Annotated in this window: 14 protein-coding genes; 9 read left to right on the top strand and 5 right to left on the bottom strand. The window is 58.6% G+C overall.

The features are described from left to right. Nucleotides 1-181: 181 nt before the first annotated feature. The 3 genes from I6L49_RS07810 to I6L49_RS07800 all read right to left on the bottom strand — a co-directional run bounded on the left by I6L49_RS07810 (nucleotide 182) and on the right by I6L49_RS07800 (nucleotide 4,790). Nucleotides 182-2,158 (bottom strand): methyl-accepting chemotaxis protein, encoded by a 1,977-nt coding sequence (locus I6L49_RS07810; protein ID WP_103422270.1) that lies wholly within the window; start codon nucleotides 2,156-2,158, stop codon nucleotides 182-184. A 226-nt stretch (nucleotides 2,159-2,384) separates the two neighbouring features. Continuing rightward, nucleotides 2,385-3,887: a glycerol kinase GlpK gene (gene glpK / locus I6L49_RS07805; protein WP_005337546.1), complete on the bottom strand. Its 1,503-nt coding sequence runs from the start codon at nucleotides 3,885-3,887 to the stop codon at nucleotides 2,385-2,387. Between the two features lie 54 nt (nucleotides 3,888-3,941). Beyond that, nucleotides 3,942-4,790 (bottom strand): MIP/aquaporin family protein, encoded by an 849-nt coding sequence (locus I6L49_RS07800; protein WP_005350866.1) that lies wholly within the window; start codon nucleotides 4,788-4,790, stop codon nucleotides 3,942-3,944. 489 nt (nucleotides 4,791-5,279) lie between these two features. Between I6L49_RS07800 and glpT the strand changes: the two genes are divergently transcribed. The 9 genes from glpT (at nucleotide 5,280) to I6L49_RS07755 (ending at nucleotide 15,191) form a co-directional block, all read left to right on the top strand. Next, on the top strand, nucleotides 5,280-6,638 hold the full coding sequence (gene glpT, locus I6L49_RS07795) for a glycerol-3-phosphate transporter (RefSeq protein ID WP_005337540.1): 1,359 nt from the start codon (nucleotides 5,280-5,282) through the stop codon (nucleotides 6,636-6,638). Between the two features lie 102 nt (nucleotides 6,639-6,740). After that, nucleotides 6,741-7,499 (top strand): DeoR/GlpR family transcriptional regulator, encoded by a 759-nt coding sequence (locus tag I6L49_RS07790; RefSeq protein WP_005347045.1) that lies wholly within the window; start codon nucleotides 6,741-6,743, stop codon nucleotides 7,497-7,499. A gap of 318 nt (nucleotides 7,500-7,817) precedes the next feature. Next, nucleotides 7,818-9,305 carry a glycerol-3-phosphate dehydrogenase gene (glpD, locus tag I6L49_RS07785; protein WP_216951112.1) on the top strand — a complete coding sequence of 496 codons (1,488 nt, stop codon included), beginning with the start codon at nucleotides 7,818-7,820 and terminating at the stop codon, nucleotides 9,303-9,305. A 106-nt stretch (nucleotides 9,306-9,411) separates the two neighbouring features. Then, complete coding sequence (gene glpQ, locus I6L49_RS07780) at nucleotides 9,412-10,500, top strand: glycerophosphodiester phosphodiesterase (protein ID WP_216951110.1); 1,089 nt, start codon at nucleotides 9,412-9,414, stop codon at nucleotides 10,498-10,500. A gap of 218 nt (nucleotides 10,501-10,718) precedes the next feature. Next, nucleotides 10,719-11,201, top strand: a complete 483-nt coding sequence (eco, locus tag I6L49_RS07775; protein ID WP_005337529.1) for a serine protease inhibitor ecotin — start codon at nucleotides 10,719-10,721, stop codon at nucleotides 11,199-11,201. A 297-nt stretch (nucleotides 11,202-11,498) separates the two neighbouring features. Then, entirely contained in the window at nucleotides 11,499-11,870 is a 372-nt protein-coding gene (maoP, locus tag I6L49_RS07770) for a DUF413 domain-containing protein (protein ID WP_005337527.1), read from the top strand. Next, nucleotides 11,870-12,742, top strand: coding sequence for an HTH-type transcriptional regulator HdfR (gene hdfR / locus I6L49_RS07765; RefSeq protein ID WP_164536511.1), 873 nt, complete (start codon nucleotides 11,870-11,872; stop codon nucleotides 12,740-12,742). Before maoP ends, hdfR begins: the two co-directional genes overlap by 1 nt. 171 nt (nucleotides 12,743-12,913) lie before the next feature. Further along, entirely contained in the window at nucleotides 12,914-13,855 is a 942-nt protein-coding gene (locus I6L49_RS07760; protein WP_216951108.1) for a hypothetical protein, read from the top strand. Between the two features lie 145 nt (nucleotides 13,856-14,000). Next, nucleotides 14,001-15,191 carry an amino acid aminotransferase gene (locus I6L49_RS07755; RefSeq protein ID WP_005347039.1) on the top strand — a complete coding sequence of 397 codons (1,191 nt, stop codon included), beginning with the start codon at nucleotides 14,001-14,003 and terminating at the stop codon, nucleotides 15,189-15,191. Between the two features lie 114 nt (nucleotides 15,192-15,305). Here the strand turns inward: I6L49_RS07755 and I6L49_RS07750 are convergent, their stop codons facing one another. Together I6L49_RS07750 and I6L49_RS07745 are read right to left on the bottom strand one after the other, a co-directional pair. Beyond that, entirely contained in the window at nucleotides 15,306-15,809 is a 504-nt protein-coding gene (locus tag I6L49_RS07750) for a DUF2062 domain-containing protein (RefSeq protein WP_216951617.1), read from the bottom strand. Further along, nucleotides 15,803-16,321, bottom strand: coding sequence for a DUF2062 domain-containing protein (locus I6L49_RS07745; protein ID WP_216951107.1), 519 nt, complete (start codon nucleotides 16,319-16,321; stop codon nucleotides 15,803-15,805). The genes I6L49_RS07750 and I6L49_RS07745 overlap by 7 nt, the downstream gene beginning before the upstream one ends. Nucleotides 16,322-16,331 lie beyond the last annotated feature (10 nt).

The raw sequence follows: 16,331 nt of genomic DNA, 5'->3' as shown, positions 1-16,331 counted from the left end.
CTGTTGAGTCTGATATCACTAAGCAATGGCCGTTCCACATTTTTTCATGTTAATTATCAATATCTTGCGAGTTTTGTCGTCATTCCCGTTTCGAGAGTGCAGGCAAAATGATTTGCAAAATGAAAACGCCACCCTGTGGTGGCGTCTTGGTTATTGAGAGGGAGAGAGGGAAGCGCCGGGTCTAGCCAATCCGGTATTGGCGGATCTGCTCGTCGATGGCCTTGGCCAGTTCGAACAGTTCGCGGCTGGCGGCATTACTCTCCTGCGCGTGTTCCCGCTGGTGTTCGGCCACCATGGCCAATTCGTCGAGCGCCGTTCTGGCTTGCCCCATCTGTTGATTCTGCGCCTGCGCCAGCGCGCTGATCTCGTTGATCTCGAGGGCGGTCTGGTTGATCTGGCTGGTGGCATCAACCAGTACCTCTCTGGCCTGATTCATCCGGTTGTATCCCTCTTCGCTCAGGTTGCGGGAGTCTGCCATCGAGCTGCTGGCCTGCCGGGTTCCCTCCTGCAGGCGCAAGATAAGATCCTGCACATCCTTGGTGGCGGTCTGGGTACGCACCGCCAGTTGCCGTACCTCGTCAGCCACCACCGCAAAGCCCCGTCCCATATCCCCCGCACGGGCCGCTTCGATGGCCGCATTGAGGGCCAGCAGGTTGGTCTGGTTCGAGACATCGCGGATGAGGTTCATGATCTGGGTGATGTTGTTGCTGTCTTTCACCACCTCATCGAGCAGGGCCGAGGAGCTGCCGATGCTGCTGCGCAAGGTGTCGAGTTGCGCGGCGCTCTGGGTCACATCCTGCTCGATGCTGAGCATATGGTTGGCGATGCGTTGGGTTACGTCGTTGACCCCTTCAGAGCGGCTGGCGATCTGCTCGGCGTTGTCGCCGATGGTGGTGACCACAGTGGTCAGCTCCTGAATGCTCTGGGCCTGCTGGCATGCTTCTCCTGCCAGTGCCTGGGCCTGTTGCATGGATTGGGACGACTGCGCGGAGAGGGCGCTGCCTGACTGCTGGAAGCGGGAGAAGCTCTGGTTCAGGCTCTGGATCAGCTGATTGAAACTTTGGGCCATCATGCCCAGCTCCGACTCGTCAGAGAAGTCGAGGCGGGTCGCCAGATCCCGATCGGCGGTGATGTGGTGCATGCCATCGGCTGCCTGACGAATCGGGCGACTGATAGAGTGAGCCAGCCAGGCGGAGGCCAGCATAGCGATCCCGCCGATGGCGAGCGACACCATGATGATGAGCTGGCGGGATTCCTGCAGTCCCTCTTCCAGCTCGGCGCTGTTGATCTCGCCAATCAGCAGCCGGTTGAGGGTGGGGATGTAACGCACCGCGATGAGGTAGGTTTGCCCCTCCAGTGTTAGCGCCTCTACGGCCACCTGTTCCCGGGCATTGGGAATAAGCCGTTTGACGGTATCGAGGAAGGATTGCTGGTGGTGGGCGGCCCCCTCCACCTCCTGCTCGGGGTGGATCTCGATATTGCCCTCCATATCCGCCAGATAGACCTGACCGCTCTTGCCGATCCGGTAGCCGCTGATGAGCTTGCTCAGGGCGCTCATGTCGATGGAGGTGCCTGCCACTGCCAGGGTCTTGCCCTCGTGGGTGACGGCGGTGTTGATATAGAGGGAGGCGCGCTTGTCAAAATCCGAGATGTCGAGGTTCAGCTCATAGGGTTTGCTGCGTTTGAGAAAGCCGAAAAACCACCCATCTTTCGGGTCTGATTCGCTCAGCGATTTCTGGGCGGTGGGGCCGCCGCTGAAGTTGATCAGGGTGTTGCTCTGGCGGGGTGCGATAAAGACGTTGCCGCCGATCCGCCGTTGCAGATCCTGAAAGTAGCGCTCCATGGCGGGCCACTCTTGCTCTGGCATGCCAGCGGTCAGCCAGTCGATGACAAAACGGTTGCTGGCCAGCGCCTGCGCTTCGGTCAGGTGCTGGATAAGCTGCGCTGTCAGCTGGTTGGCAATGCGATCCACGCTGCTTGGCAGCTCGTAGCGTTCGACCCGCTGCTGGGCCTGACTGTGGGATATCTGCTCGAGGATCAAGGTGATGCAGCTGATGGCGATGGCCATCAGTATCGCCACGCCAGCGAGGATCCGGGTGCGGATCCCGAGCCCTGACCAGAGTGAGTGCAGTGTAAAACGGTGTATCGCCCTCTCCATATCGCTCTCCTCATAAATAAGGTCGCATATGCGACCCAGATGATGATTATAGATAGAGAACTCAATTACGTTGTGGCGGATGGTGACAACAGAGGGCGGCAGAAAAACAGGAGGGAGCAGTTAGCGGGGAAGGGGGCAGAAAGCGGCAAGGGAAAGCATAAAAAGAGAGGCCGACATTGCTGTCGGCTTCTCTGGTGTTTATCTCAACGGAATATCGGGTGCCCGATCAATCCTCTTCAGCCCAGCGGCGTGAACGCTCAACTGCTTTCTGCCAGCCGCTGTAACGTTTGGCGCGATCGTCTCTGTCCATCTGCGGGATGAACTCGCGGTCAACGCTGAACTTGTCTTCCAGCTCGTCCGAGCTCTTCCAGAAGCCGACTGCCAGACCAGCCAGGAAGGCGGCGCCCATGGCGGTAGTCTCGATGCGGGTCGGACGTACCACCGGGGTGTGCATCATGTCAGCCTGGAACTGCATCAGGAAGTCGTTGGCTACGGCGCCGCCGTCTACTTTCAGCGCTGCCAGCTTGATACCGGAGTCCTGCTGCATGGCATCCAGCACATCGCGGCTCTGATAGGCGATGGATTCCAGCGCTGCACGGATGATGTGGTTGCGGTTGGCGCCACGGGTCAGGCCGACCATGGTGCCGCGAGCATACGGATCCCAGTAGGGCGCACCCAGACCGACGAAGGCCGGCACCAGATAGACGCCGTTGGTATCGCCCACCTTGGAGGCGAAGTAGTCGGTGTCGCGGGCATCGTGAATGATCTTCAGCTCGTCACGCAGCCACTGGATGGTGGCGCCGCCCATAAACACCGCACCTTCCAGCGCGTAGTTCACTTCCCCTTTCGGGCCGATGGCAACGGTGGTCAGCAGGCCGTTGCTGGAGCGAACCGGCTCGGTACCGGTGTTCATCAGCATGAAGCAGCCGGTGCCGTAGGTGTTCTTGGCCATCCCTTTCTCAAAGCAGAGCTGGCCGAACAGGGCAGACTGCTGGTCACCGGCGATACCGGCGATGGGGATGCGGGAGCCGCCGCCACGGGTGGTGTAGCCGTACACTTCGGAAGAGGGTTTCACTTCCGGCAGCATGGACATGGGGATGCCCAGCTCGTCCAGCATTTTCTCGTCCCACTTCAGCTCGCGGATGTTGTAGAGCATGGTACGGGAAGCGTTGGTCGGGTCAGTGACGTGCACTTCGCCATTGGTCATCTTCCAGACCAGCCAGGTATCGATGGTGCCGAACAGCAGCTCGCCGTTCATCGCCTTCTCGCGGGCACCTTCCACGTTGTCGAGGATCCACTTCACCTTGGTACCGGAGAAGTAGGCATCCAGCACCAGACCGGTGTTTTCGCGAACGTACTCTTCCAGACCGCGTGCTTTCAGCTCCTCGCAGATGGCGGCGGTGCGGCGGCACTGCCAGACGATGGCGTTGTAGATGGGCTTGCCGGTGGCCTTTTCCCATACCACTGTGGTTTCACGCTGGTTGGTGATACCGATGGCAGCGATCTCTTCGCTACGCAGCCCGGTCTTGGCCAGCACTTCGGTAAAGACGGAGGATTGGGTCGCCCAGATCTCCATCGGGTCGTGCTCTACCCAGCCCGCTTTCGGGTAGTGTTGGGTGAATTCGCGCTGGGAGGTACCGACAATGTTGGCATCCTGATCAAACACGATGGCGCGGGAAGAGGTGGTTCCCTGGTCCAGAGCGACGACATATTTCTTTTCAGCAGACATGATGTTCTCCACGTTTCTATTTTCCACGTTTTTATACGTTGGAGGGGGCCGCTCTTATGCGGCAGCCTCTTCTTTGGCGGTTTGGGTCGCTTGCTCGGTGGTGACGACACGGTTGCCCGGGACGCAGGGAGCCAGCACTTTGACATACAGAGCGGTACCAATCTGGGCGCCAACGATGGGGCCAAGGATCGGAACCCAGAAGTAGGGGTTGTCACGACCACCGGTCAGGGCAACATCACCCCAGCCAGCAAAGAACGCGAACAGTTTCGGACCAAAGTCACGGGCCGGGTTCATGGCAAAACCGGTTAACGGGCCAAGGGAGGCACCGATCACCGCGATCAGGATACCGATCAGCAGAGCGGCTGCGAAACCTTTGGGAGCGCCGTTGTTGTTGTCACCCAGCGCCATGATGCCCAGCATCAGGACGGCAGTGATCACCAGCTCGACGGCAAAAGCTTGCATGTTGGTCAGCAGGGCATTGGGATAGGTGGAGAAGATCCCGGCGGTGCCGAGGCTCTCGACGCTGCCGCGCACCACGTTATGGGTCACTTCCCACTGGGTGAAAAGGTTACCATAAAGGAAGTAGACAAGGGCGGCGAAGCAGAAGGCACCGGCCATCTGGGCGATGATATAGGGCACCACCTTGCGCTTGTCGAACCCGCAGAAGGTCATCAGCGCCAGGGTTACAGCCGGGTTCAGGTGGGCACCTGAAATGCCGCCGGTCACATAGATGGCAATGGCTACACCCAGACCCCAGGTAATGGAGATTTCCCACTGCCCGAAGTTGGCACCAGCCAGCACCAGTGCCGCCACACATCCGACGCCGAAAAATATCAGCAGGCCGGTTCCGATAAACTCGGCGATGCACTCGCCAAGCAGGGTATTGGGTCTTTGTATGCTCATACTTTTGTTCCTTATATCCACCCGTAGAGGTTTGATGTTCCGTTTTATCTTTTTGTGTCTATCCGTTGCTGCCGAAAACGTTTCCTTGTTGTTTTTGCGTCTTACGCAAACGTTATGCTCGTTTGCGCTCGTTATCGGTCGTGACAGAAAATAACCCTTCCCAATAATTTCACCATCCCCCCTCCATAGGAAATGTGGACAAGATCCCACTCATTGCTAAGAAAATGTGACGTAAAGCATCTTGATAACCGTTAGTTACCACTTAGGGGGTAGCTTGCAACCCTTGCCACACAAGGGCTGGCGCTTGCTGAGTGATTTCTCATTTGGAGCTTTTATTTGTAATAAAACTGCAATATTTGAGCATGCATCACAGATTAAATGAGCGCATATGAGCACAATAGGCTCGCTTACGAATCATCGGACTCACATGATTCGTTGGAATGGTCAGGGCATCCTCAACCGCCCATAACAACAATAAGGAAGCAGAACATGCTTAGTCTCTTCAGGCCTGCGGCGCACATCGACAGGCTCCCGGCTGACAAGGTCGACCCCTTCTACAAACGCATGCGTTGGCAGGTGTTTTTCGGGATCTTCTTCGGTTACGCCGGCTACTACCTGGTACGGAAAAACTTCAGTCTGGCGATGCCCTATCTGATCGAGCAGGGCTTCTCCCGTGGTGATCTCGGTTTCGCGCTCTCCGGGGTCTCCATCGCTTACGGTTTGTCCAAGTTCCTGATGGGGAACGTCTCTGACCGTTCCAACGCCCGTTACTTCCTCTCCGCCGGTCTGCTGCTCTCGGCTGCCATCATGTTCATGATGGGTACCATGCACTGGGCCACCTCCAGTATTGCCATCATGTTTGTGCTGTTGTTCCTGAACGGTTGGGCACAGGGCATGGGCTGGCCGCCCTGCGGTCGCACCATGGTGCACTGGTGGTCACAGAAAGAGCGCGGTGAAGTGGTTGCGGTCTGGAACGTGGCGCACAACGTGGGCGGCGGCATGATTGGCCCGCTGTTTATCCTCGGGATGGGCTGGTTCAACGACTGGCGCAGTGCCTTCTATGTGCCTGCGGCAGCTGCGGCCGCCATCGCGGTGATCGCCTTCTTCGTGATGCGTGATACCCCGCAATCGGTCGGTCTGCCTCCTATCGAGGAGTACAAGAACGACTATCCGAAGGATTACAACGAGAGCCACGAGCAGGAGTTCTCCGCCAAGGAGATCTTCGTCAAGTACGTGCTGCACAACAAACTGCTGTGGTACATCGCGATCGCCAACGCTTTCGTTTACCTCATTCGTTACGGTGTGCTGGACTGGGCGCCAACCTACCTGAAAGAGGCCAAGCACTTCACCGTCGACAATTCTTCCTGGGCTTACTTCCTCTACGAGTGGGCCGGTATTCCGGGCACCCTGCTGTGTGGCTGGATCTCTGACAAGATGTTCCAGGGCCGCCGTGCACCGGCCGGTATCCTGTTCATGGTGTTGGTGACCCTGGCTGTACTGGTTTACTGGTTCAACCCGGCCGGCAACCCGACCATCGACATGATGGCGCTGGTGGCAATCGGCTTCCTGATCTACGGCCCTGTCATGCTGATTGGCCTCTATGCTCTTGAGCTGGCACCGAAGAAAGCAGCCGGTACTGCGGCAGGTTTCACCGGTCTGTTCGGTTATCTGGGCGGCGCCGTGGCAGCCAACGCCATGCTGGGTTATACCGTTGACCACTTCGGTTGGGATGGCGGCTTCATGGTGCTGACCGTCTCCTGCGTGCTCTCCATCATCCTGCTGGCGATGACCCTCAAGCATGAGAACATTGCCGTTGCGGCCAAGAAAGCGGCTGCCCATAAGGCATAAAACGTGATCCTCAGCTTATTGATCCCAAAGGGGATCAGGTAAACTGCCAAAAGGCCCCGCATCTGCCGGGGCCTTTTTTTGTCTCATCATCGGAGTGTAAGCGTGAAGCAAACCCAACGACATCTGGAGATCCTGGACGTCCTGACGCGGCAGGGATTTGTCTCGACCGACGATCTGGTGACCCACTTTGACGTCAGCCCCCAGACCATTCGCCGGGATCTGAACGATCTCGCCGAACAGAACAAGATCCGGCGCCATCACGGCGGTGCCTCCCTGCATTCGAGTACCGTCAATACCGCCTACAGCGCCCGTAAAGTGATGCAACTCAAGGAGAAAGAGCGCATCGCCCGCGAGGTCGCGGCCAATATTCCCGACGGCTCATCGCTCTTTATCGACATAGGCACCACCACCGAAGCGATTGCTCGCGCCCTGCTCGATCACCGCGAGCTGCGCATCGTCACCAACAACCTCAACGTGGCCAGCATTCTGACGGCCAAGGATGACTTCACCGTCATCATTGCCGGCGGCGAGATCCGCAACCGCGATGGTGGCATCGTGGGGGAGGCGACCCGCGACTTTATCGGTCAGTTTCGCATGGACTATGGCGTCATCGGGATTTCGGGGATCGACAACGACGGCTCCCTGCTCGATTTCGACTATCACGAGGTGAAGATCGCCCAGGCCATTATCGCTCACTCCCGTCAGGTGTTCCTGGCCGCCGACCACACCAAGTTTGGTCGCAATGCCATGGTCAATCTGGGCAATCTCAGCCAGATCCACGCCCTCTTTACCGATCAGGAGCCACCGGAAAAGCTGACGCGATTGATGGCGCAACACCAGATCGCCTGCCACATCTGCTAACGGCGAAACACGCCAAGGCTGTGCCGGTCGCCCGTCAGGGCGGCCTCCTTTATCTTTATCTCCCCTAGCTCCGCACTCATCTCACCCCTTTATAGGTATTGCAAAAACCACTATTCAATCTGGTTTTTTTTGGCTATCAATCCGCCGATTTTGGCCCGACGCCATTGGCTCCGCTGACCTGTCCCCTTTGCCACCTCTGGCGGGCTGTGGCGATCACACTTTCGCCATAAAATGTTCGTTTGTTGTATTTTCATGTTCTAAAATGAGCGAAATCAAACATTGCTGTTATAGCAATCATAAAAATGAAAGTAGGTGAACATGAGCGAACATTATGATCTGGTCGTCGTCGGTGGCGGCATCAACGGGGTCGGCATCGCAGCCGATGCGGCAGGACGGGGTCTGAAGGTTGCCCTGTTTGAGGCGCAAGATCTCGCCTCTGCCACCTCGTCCAACTCCAGCAAGCTGATCCACGGCGGTTTGCGCTATCTCGAGCATTACGAATTCCGGCTGGTGAAAGAGGCGTTGGCGGAGCGGGAGGTGCTGCTCGGTATGGCGCCCCACATCGCGCGTCCCATGCGTTTTCGCCTGCCGCACCGTCCACACCTGCGTCCGGCCTGGATGATCCGTGCCGGTCTGTTCCTCTATGACAATCTGGCCAAGCGCGACAAGCTCAAGGGGAGCTGCGGCGTGCGCTTTCTGCCGCAAGATGGCTTGAACGCGGGGATCAACAAGGGATTTGAATACTCGGACGCCTGGGTCGACGACGCCCGGCTGGTGGTGCTCAATGCCATGATGGCCCGTGACAAGGGGGCCGACGTGCAGACCCGCACCCGTTGCATCAAGGCGGTGCGCGGTTCCAAACACTGGACGCTCACTTTGGAGCGGGAAGGGGGCGAGCAGTTCACCGTCACCTGCCGTGGTCTGGTCAATGCCGCGGGCCCCTGGGTCAAGACCTTCTACGACGAGAGCCTGCACGAGAAATCCCCCCGCGGCATTCGCCTTATTAAAGGCAGCCACATGATAGTGCCGCGCATCCACGAGCGCGAAGAGGCCTATATCCTGCAAAACGAAGATAACCGTATCGTCTTCGTCATCCCTTATCAGCAGGACTACTCCCTTATCGGCACCACGGATGTGGAGCACCACGGCAGCCCGCGGGAAGCGAAGATCAGCGAGGCTGAAATTACCTACCTGTGCAAGGTGGTCAACGCCCACTTCACTCGCCAAATTGCGCCGCAAGATGTGATCTGGACCTATGCCGGGGTGCGTCCGCTCTGTGATGACGAGTCAGACTCGCCGCAAGCGGTGACTCGTGACTACACCCTCGAACTGTCTGGCGAGTCTGACGGTGCGCCGCTCTTGTCGGTGTTTGGCGGCAAGCTCACCACCTATCGCAAGCTGGCGCAGGCCGCCTGCAACAAGCTCAAGCCCTGGTTTAGCCAGATGGGGGATGACTGGACGGCGACCAGCCGGCTGCCAGGTGGCGAGTTTGACTGCTCGGTACGCGAGCTGGCCCGCGCCTTTGCGCTGGAGTTTGACTGGCTCGATGATCGCAGCGCCCTGCGCATTGCCGAGGCCTATGGTGCCCATGCCCGGCTCTGGCTCAAGGAGCCCCGTGGCCAGCACTTTGGTGCCGGACTATACGAATCTGAGGTGCGCTACCTTATCGAGCGGGAGTGGGCCTGTTCACTGGACGATATCCTCTGGCGCCGCAGCAAGCTGGGGCTGCGCCTGAACGACTCAGAGCAGCAGATGCTGCAGATCTGGCTCGACCAATACCATCAGGCTCTGCGCAAGGCGAGCTGATGAGTGACGGTAGGCAGTGCGCTGCTGCCTACCGCTTTACACCGTAAATATGCAACAAACCTCTGATAGAACAATTACCTACACACAATAATAAAGAGCATCACATATGAAAAAACTCGCCGTTTCCCTCATCGCCTTGAGCCTTGGGGCATCCCTCTCATTACCCGTGTTGGCTGCCGATGAAGGCAAGGTGGTGATCGCCCACCGTGGCGCTTCCGGCTACCTGCCCGAGCATACCCTGGAGTCCAAGGCGCTGGCCTATGGCATGGGGGCCGACTATCTGGAGCAGGATCTGGTCATGACCAAGGATGACCAGCTGGTGGTGATGCACGATCACTTCCTCGATGGCATCACCGATGTGGCGGTGCGCTTCCCCGGTCGTGCCCGTCCGGACGGCCGTTATTATGTGGTGGATTTCACCCTGGACGAGGTGCGCTCCCTGCGTATGACCGAGCCGTTCCAGCTGGTGGATGGCAAGCAGGTGCCGGTCTATCCGGCGCGCTTCCCGCTCTGGAAGTCAGACTTCAAGATCCATACCTTCCAGGAGGAGATCGAGATGATCCAGGGGCTCAACAAGAGCACTGGCAAAAACATCGGGATCTACCCGGAGATCAAGGCACCCTGGCTGTTCCGCCACGAAGGCAAGGATATCTCCAAGGCGGTGCTGAAGGTGCTCAAGGAGTACGGCTACACCGGGAAGGATGACAAGGTCTATCTGCAGTGCTTCGATGCCGATGAACTCAAGCGCATTAACAGCGAACTGATGCCCGCCATGGGTATGGATCTGAAACTGGTGCAGCTGATGGCCGAGACCGACTGGAACGAGACCATGGTTTACGATGCCAAGGGTAAGGCGACCCCCTACAACTATGACTGGATGTTCAAGCCGGGAGCGATGAAAACCATCGCCAGCTATGCCGAAGGGATTGGCCCTTGGAAGCCGATGATCGTTACCGAACCGGGCACTTTGGGCAAGCCGGTCTTCACCGGCATGGTAAAAGAAGCCCACGCGGCGGGCCTGAAAGTTCACCCCTATACCTTCCGTCAGGATGAGGGGCAGATCCCGGCCTATGCCAAGGACTTCACCGATCTCCTTAACATCTTCCTCTATCAGGCCGATGTGGATGGGGTGTTCAGCGACTTCCCCGACAAGGCGGTCGCCGTCATCAAGGCCCATCAAGAGGCGACCAAATAGCACTCTGGCGCCATTTGAATGCAAAGCGAGGCTAATTAGCCTCGCTTTTTGTTTCAGGTTCCCGTAACGGGAGTGTGCGCCCTGTCAGAAAATAGCCAGATCACGTCATGGTGTGCCGGATCTGCATCATTTTACGCAGTTTTTACGTAGCAGATCGCTGGCATGAAATCGGCAGAGCGGTTAGTCTAGCGGCGTTGAACCAACCCCATGAGGTACAGATGAAAACCGTATTGCGTTTTAGCCTGCTGGGCGCCTTGTTGCTGGGTGGCCATGCCTTCGCCGCCGAGCCGAAAAAATTTGATATCAGCATGTTCCCAGCCGCTGACGTGAATCAGGAACGTGTGGTGATCCGCCTGCCTGAAGTCGAAAAAGAAGCCGACATGATGGTCGAGCTGCAGGTCGGCAAAAAGATGATGGTTGATTGCAACGTACCGCGTTTTGCAGGCAACCTGGAACAGCACAGCGTCAAAGGCTGGGGCTACAACTACCTGAAACTGGGCAAGGTCTCCGACCCCATCAGCACCCTGATGATGTGCCCGGATAACCAGCAGAAAGAGACCTTCGTCCAGATCTACGGTCAGGGCTTCTTCGTGAACTACAATTCAAAACTGCCGTTCGTGATCTACGTGCCGCAGGAGTATGAAGTGCGCTACCGTCTGTGGCGTGCCGACAACCTGGCTCAACCGGCCATGATTGAGTAAGCATGTTTGAACCAAGGGTTCAGCTGGTTCACCTGATGTGACAAATAAAGCGCCGTATGGCGCTTTATTTTTGCCTGCGTAACCCAAAAAGTGACGTGTAAATGGGTTGCACATTTACATAAGTTTATTATTTATCAACGTTTTTTGCGTGTTATGCCACAAAATCGGCGTCAGCGATGGGGCAAACTGACTTCGATAAAAGATATTTATTAACATAGTGAGAAAATTGATTTTGCACTCGGCGATGGCCTGATGATACTTGCCCGCAAAGGTCAAACTAACCAGAAAAAGAGCACTATGAGCTTCGAATCAGACAAGCGTTTCAACGACTTCAAACATTTTCCCCGTGGCCTGCGTCGCAGTGGCGAATTCACTGTGGCCGAAGCGGACAGTCTGGAAAAGTATGGTACCGCCATGCTGGCACTCTACCAGGGCAACCTTGCACCCCGTGACGATGTCGAGTCCGCCTTCGTCGAGCAGGTCAAATCCGGCGCAGCCGGTGCCAACCCCCATGCCAAGGTGTGGTTCAAATACCTCAAGGTGATCGGTCCCAAGCGCGTTCATCGCCTCTGCACCGTCGTTGGCGGCGCCAGCGAAGAGAGTAGCGGTGGCGGCAGCTTTGATGTCGGTGGTGGCAGCGGTGGTGGCAGTGACGAGTCCATCGATTAATGGATACCGAGCTGCTTCGGACCTTTATCGAGGTGAGCAAGACCCGGCACTTTGGCCGGGCTGCTGAAAATCTCTACCTGACCCAGTCGGCGGTGAGTTTCCGGATCCGCCAGCTAGAGCAGCAACTGGGTGTCAGTCTGTTTGCACGTCATCGCAACAATATCCGTTTGACCGCATCCGGTGAGCGTCTGCTGCCCTATGCAGACGCCATCTTGCACACCCTTGGTCGTGCCAAGCAGGATGTGGCGCTCTCGCCAGGATTCAGCCAGCAGTTGGCCATCGGCGCGCCCGCGGTGTTTTGGGAGCTCGATTTCAACGACTGGCTCAATCACATCTATGCACTGGCGCCCGGTTTGGCGGTACGGCTGGAAACGGCTTCCCGTGAGCACCTCTGCCGTCAGTTGCTGGAGCGCTCCCTCGATCTGGCCCTGCTCTCCGAGCCCACCAAGATCGATGAGATTGCCCTGCATCCCATCGGTGAGCTGGTGTTCGAGCTGGTGAGCCGGGATCCGGCCGCCAATGCCGACAACCTGATGCAGATACCGCACATCCACCTCGACTGGGGCACCAGCTTCGAGCCGCAACCCAGCCGCTTGCAGAGCCTGCAAAAGACCCCGGTGCTGCACTCCAGCTCCGCCAGCATGGCGTTGCAGTTTGTGCTGGCCAACGGTGGCGCTGCCTACCTGCCACGGCGGATGGTCAGCCCCTTCCTCGAGAAGGGCGCGCTCCATCTGGTGGAGGGGGGCCAGCCGCTGAGCCGTCCGCTCTATCTCGCCTATCTGGAGAAATCAGATCGCCGGGAGCTGATCGATCAGCTGCTGACCCTGCCACTGGGTTGGCACGATGCCGAGCTGCGCCTCAACGTCGAATAAGCGTCGAGTGTTATCCAAGGAAGAGCCCACCCCACGGTGGGCTCTTCTGTCTGGGGAAAATTGCAGGGAGCGAGGTCACGTAATTGGCGCGGAAGGCTTGGCGTCATCGGCCTGTAACGGTACCTTTTCAGGCTGTTTATCCGATTGAGCACTGACAGGGATGGATTGTAATTGATCGACTTTAGTCACCCCGAATGGCGGGCACTGGCGCAGCAGTTGCTGAGCCACTCACCAGTGGTGATCCGTGGCCGCCAGTGGCAACCGTTGGTGGGCTTGCTCAAGGATAACCAGCTGCTGCTCGCCCATGGCAGCCACAGCTATGAGCTCACCCCGGCCGGGCGGCGCTATCTCACCCGCGAGCTGATGCTGGCCGAGATCGCCACCGCTCCCCCCGAGCCAGAGGAGTGGTTGCATGCTCAGGGCTGGCAATTGGGGGAGCAGGTCAACGAACGGGTGCTGGCGGCGCTCTATCGCAAGTCAGAGGTGAACTTCACCCCCAACGAGCAGATCGATTTCGAGGACAAGGGGATCCGGCTCTGTGCCGATCAGCTGTTGCGCTTGCGCGCCGCCCAGCCGTTCAGCCTCTTTTTTAGCGGCGGCACCCTAATCGACGCCGCCCCCTGGTTGCAGGCGCTGGGAGAGGTGGCACTACCCGAGCGCACCCTGGCGGGTCTTGGCAAGATCCTGTGGGGGGAGGGGAGCATCGAGCGGGTGATCACCACAGACAGCGTCGGCGCCTTTGCCGAGCTGCCTCTTGAACCCGGCACCTTGCTGGTGTGGGCACCCCCATCGGCTCCTCTAGCCTTACAGCAGGTGGTGGCCGCCTTGCCCCCCAATGTGTTGTGGAGTCATCTCACCGCCCTCGACCCTGCCGGGGTTGATCGGCTGCAGGCGCTGGCCCAGCGCTTGGGTCGTCCGGCCAGCTGGTGGCTGCCCCGTGATCTGGCCCCCATTCTCAGTGCGTATGCCCAACCTTTGACTGAGGCAAGGCACTGGGAGCCGAGCCGGATCCCCAAGTCATTGTTAGCAGTTTGTAGCGGGTTGGTTGAGTCCAATGGTGGCTTGTCGGCCGAGGTGTGCGCACTGGCGCCAGCGTGGCATGCCGTTGGTTGAAATTGGTCTGAAAGCGAGCCAAAAAGCGGTTTTCCCTCATTGAACGCGGTGATATAAAGAGTTGACGAAGCGCTCGCCAGATGAGCGCTTTTGTTTATCAAGCCGCTTTGCCACCCAACGAACTCAACGGAATACAGGGAATACCATGTTTGAAAAGGTTGTTGCCGCCCCAGCGGATCCGATCCTGGGCCTGACCGAAGCCTTCCGCGCTGACTCTCGCAGCCACAAGATCAATCTGGGCGTAGGGATCTACAAGGACGAGTCCGGTGCCACCCCCATTCTTCACTGCGTCAAGAAAGCCGAGCAGAAGCTGCTGACCGACGAGAAGACCAAGAACTACCTCGGTATTGAAGGCAATATCGAATATGGCCGCATCGTGCAGCAACTGCTGTTCGGGCAGCACTCTGCGCTGGTTGCCAGCGGCCGCGCCAAGACCGCGCAAGCGCCGGGCGGTACCGGTGCCCTGCGTATCGCGGCCGAATTCGTGGTGCGCAACGGTCTGGCCAAAACCATCTGGATCTCCGATCCCACCTGGGCCAACCACGTAAGCGTATTCCAGGCCGCGGGCCTGACCGTCAAGTGGTACAAGTACTACGACGCCGCCACCAAGGGACTCGACTTTGCCGCCATGCAGGCCTCGCTGGCCGAAGTGCAGCCGGGCGAGCTGGTGCTGCTGCACGGTTGCTGCCACAACCCGACCGGTATCGACCCCACTAGCGATCAGTGGCGCGCACTGGCCAAGCAGAGTGCTGCCGCCGGTTGGTTGCCGTTGTTTGACTTCGCCTATCAGGGTTTTGCCCGTGGTATCGAAGAGGATGCCGAAGGTCTGCGGATTTTCGCCGAGTGCCATGACGAGCTGCTGGTGGCGAGCTCCTTCTCCAAGAACTTCGGCCTCTACAATGAGCGGGTCGGCGCCTTCACGCTGGTCAGCGCGACCAAAGAGATCGCCGATGTGGCCTTCACTCAGGTCAAGACAGTGATCCGTGCCAACTACTCCAACCCGCCGTCACACGGCGCCGCTGTGGTCACCGCCGTGGTGAGCGATCCGGCTCTCTATGCCGAGTGGGTCGAAGAAGTGGCTGCCATGCGGGTGCGTATTCGCGAGATGCGCGAACTGCTGGTCGAGAAGCTAGCTGCCCTCGGCGTAAGCCAGGATTTCAGCTTTATCCGCGAGCAGAACGGCATGTTCTCCTTCTCCGGCCTCTCCAAGGATCAGGTGGAGCGCCTCAAGAGCGAATTTGCCATCTACATCGTCGGCTCAGGCCGGATCAGCGTGGCCGGAATTACCCGCGCCAATATCGATCCCCTGTGCGAGGCGATCGCCAAGGTGCTGTAATCGTATCACCTTGCGCTCTGGTTCTATGCCATGAAAAAGCCCGTCACCTTGGTGACGGGCTTTTTTGATCGCCAACGGCTGATCGTCAAACAGTCAAACAATGGGAAGGGGGACTCACTGGTGGCGGGCACCTTGCCACAGCTTGCGCAGTTGCAACAGCAGTGCGGTCAGGGCGCCGCCGCTCAGGGCGGTGAGTACAGCCAGCAGCAGGCTGCCGAGCAGGAAGGGAGGCACCAGGGTGGCCGCTTCCTGCTCCAGCCAGTGGAGGGTCCAGCTGAGGTGGAAAGGCTCCGGCGTCTTGTGCAGCACCAGACAACCGATGCGATAGGCGTAGAGGTACATGAACGGCAGGGTCAGCGGATTGTTGAACCAGACCGCCAGCAGCGCCAGCGGCAGGTTGAGGCTGAATGCCAGCGCCAGCCCGACCGCGATGAGCGAATGCATCGGGATGGGGAACCAGCAGGCGAATATCCCGGCCGCCACCGCGCCGCTCAGGGCGCGAGTGCCCCCTTGCCAGAGGGCGGGGGCAAGCAGTCGCTCACCAAACAGGGCAAACCACTTCTGCTGGCGCAGGGTATCGGGATCTAGCTTGAAGCGGGAAAACCAGCGACTCAGCATGGGCGGGCCATCTTGCGTTTTTGCCACTGGCGCACCGTGCTGATCCGCCAAAAGGTGCGGATCAGGGTGTAACCGATAAAAGAACTCAGCAGGGCCAGGATCAGCGAGCCCAGCAACAGCGGCGGTGCCACTGTGCCCAGCACCGAGACCAGCCAATCCCAGGTGAACTCAATCTCTATCTGCTGCGCCGAATGTCCCAGCAGCTGGCAACCCACCAGATAGGCACCATAGAGCAGGGGCGGCATGGTAAAGGGGTTGGAGAGCCAGACCAGCGCCACCGAGAGCGGCAGATTGACCCGGCACAGGATGGCGCCACCGGCGGCCAGCAGCATCTGGCAGGGGAGCGGCACCCAGGCCATGAAGAGGCCCACCGCAAATGCCCCGGCAGCCGAGCGGCGGTTGAGGTGCCAGAGGTTGGCATCGAGCAGCAGTTTGCCGAACAGTCGCAGGTGCTTGTGTTCTTTCAGGGTTTGCTGATCGGGCATCCAGCGTTTAATGAGTCGTTTGGGCATATTGAAACCT

The organism is Aeromonas sp. FDAARGOS 1419 (genome assembly GCF_019047045.1).
GTDB classification, from domain to species: domain Bacteria; phylum Pseudomonadota; class Gammaproteobacteria; order Enterobacterales; family Aeromonadaceae; genus Aeromonas; species Aeromonas veronii.
This window is presented reverse-complemented; position numbering and strand designations above follow the sequence as displayed.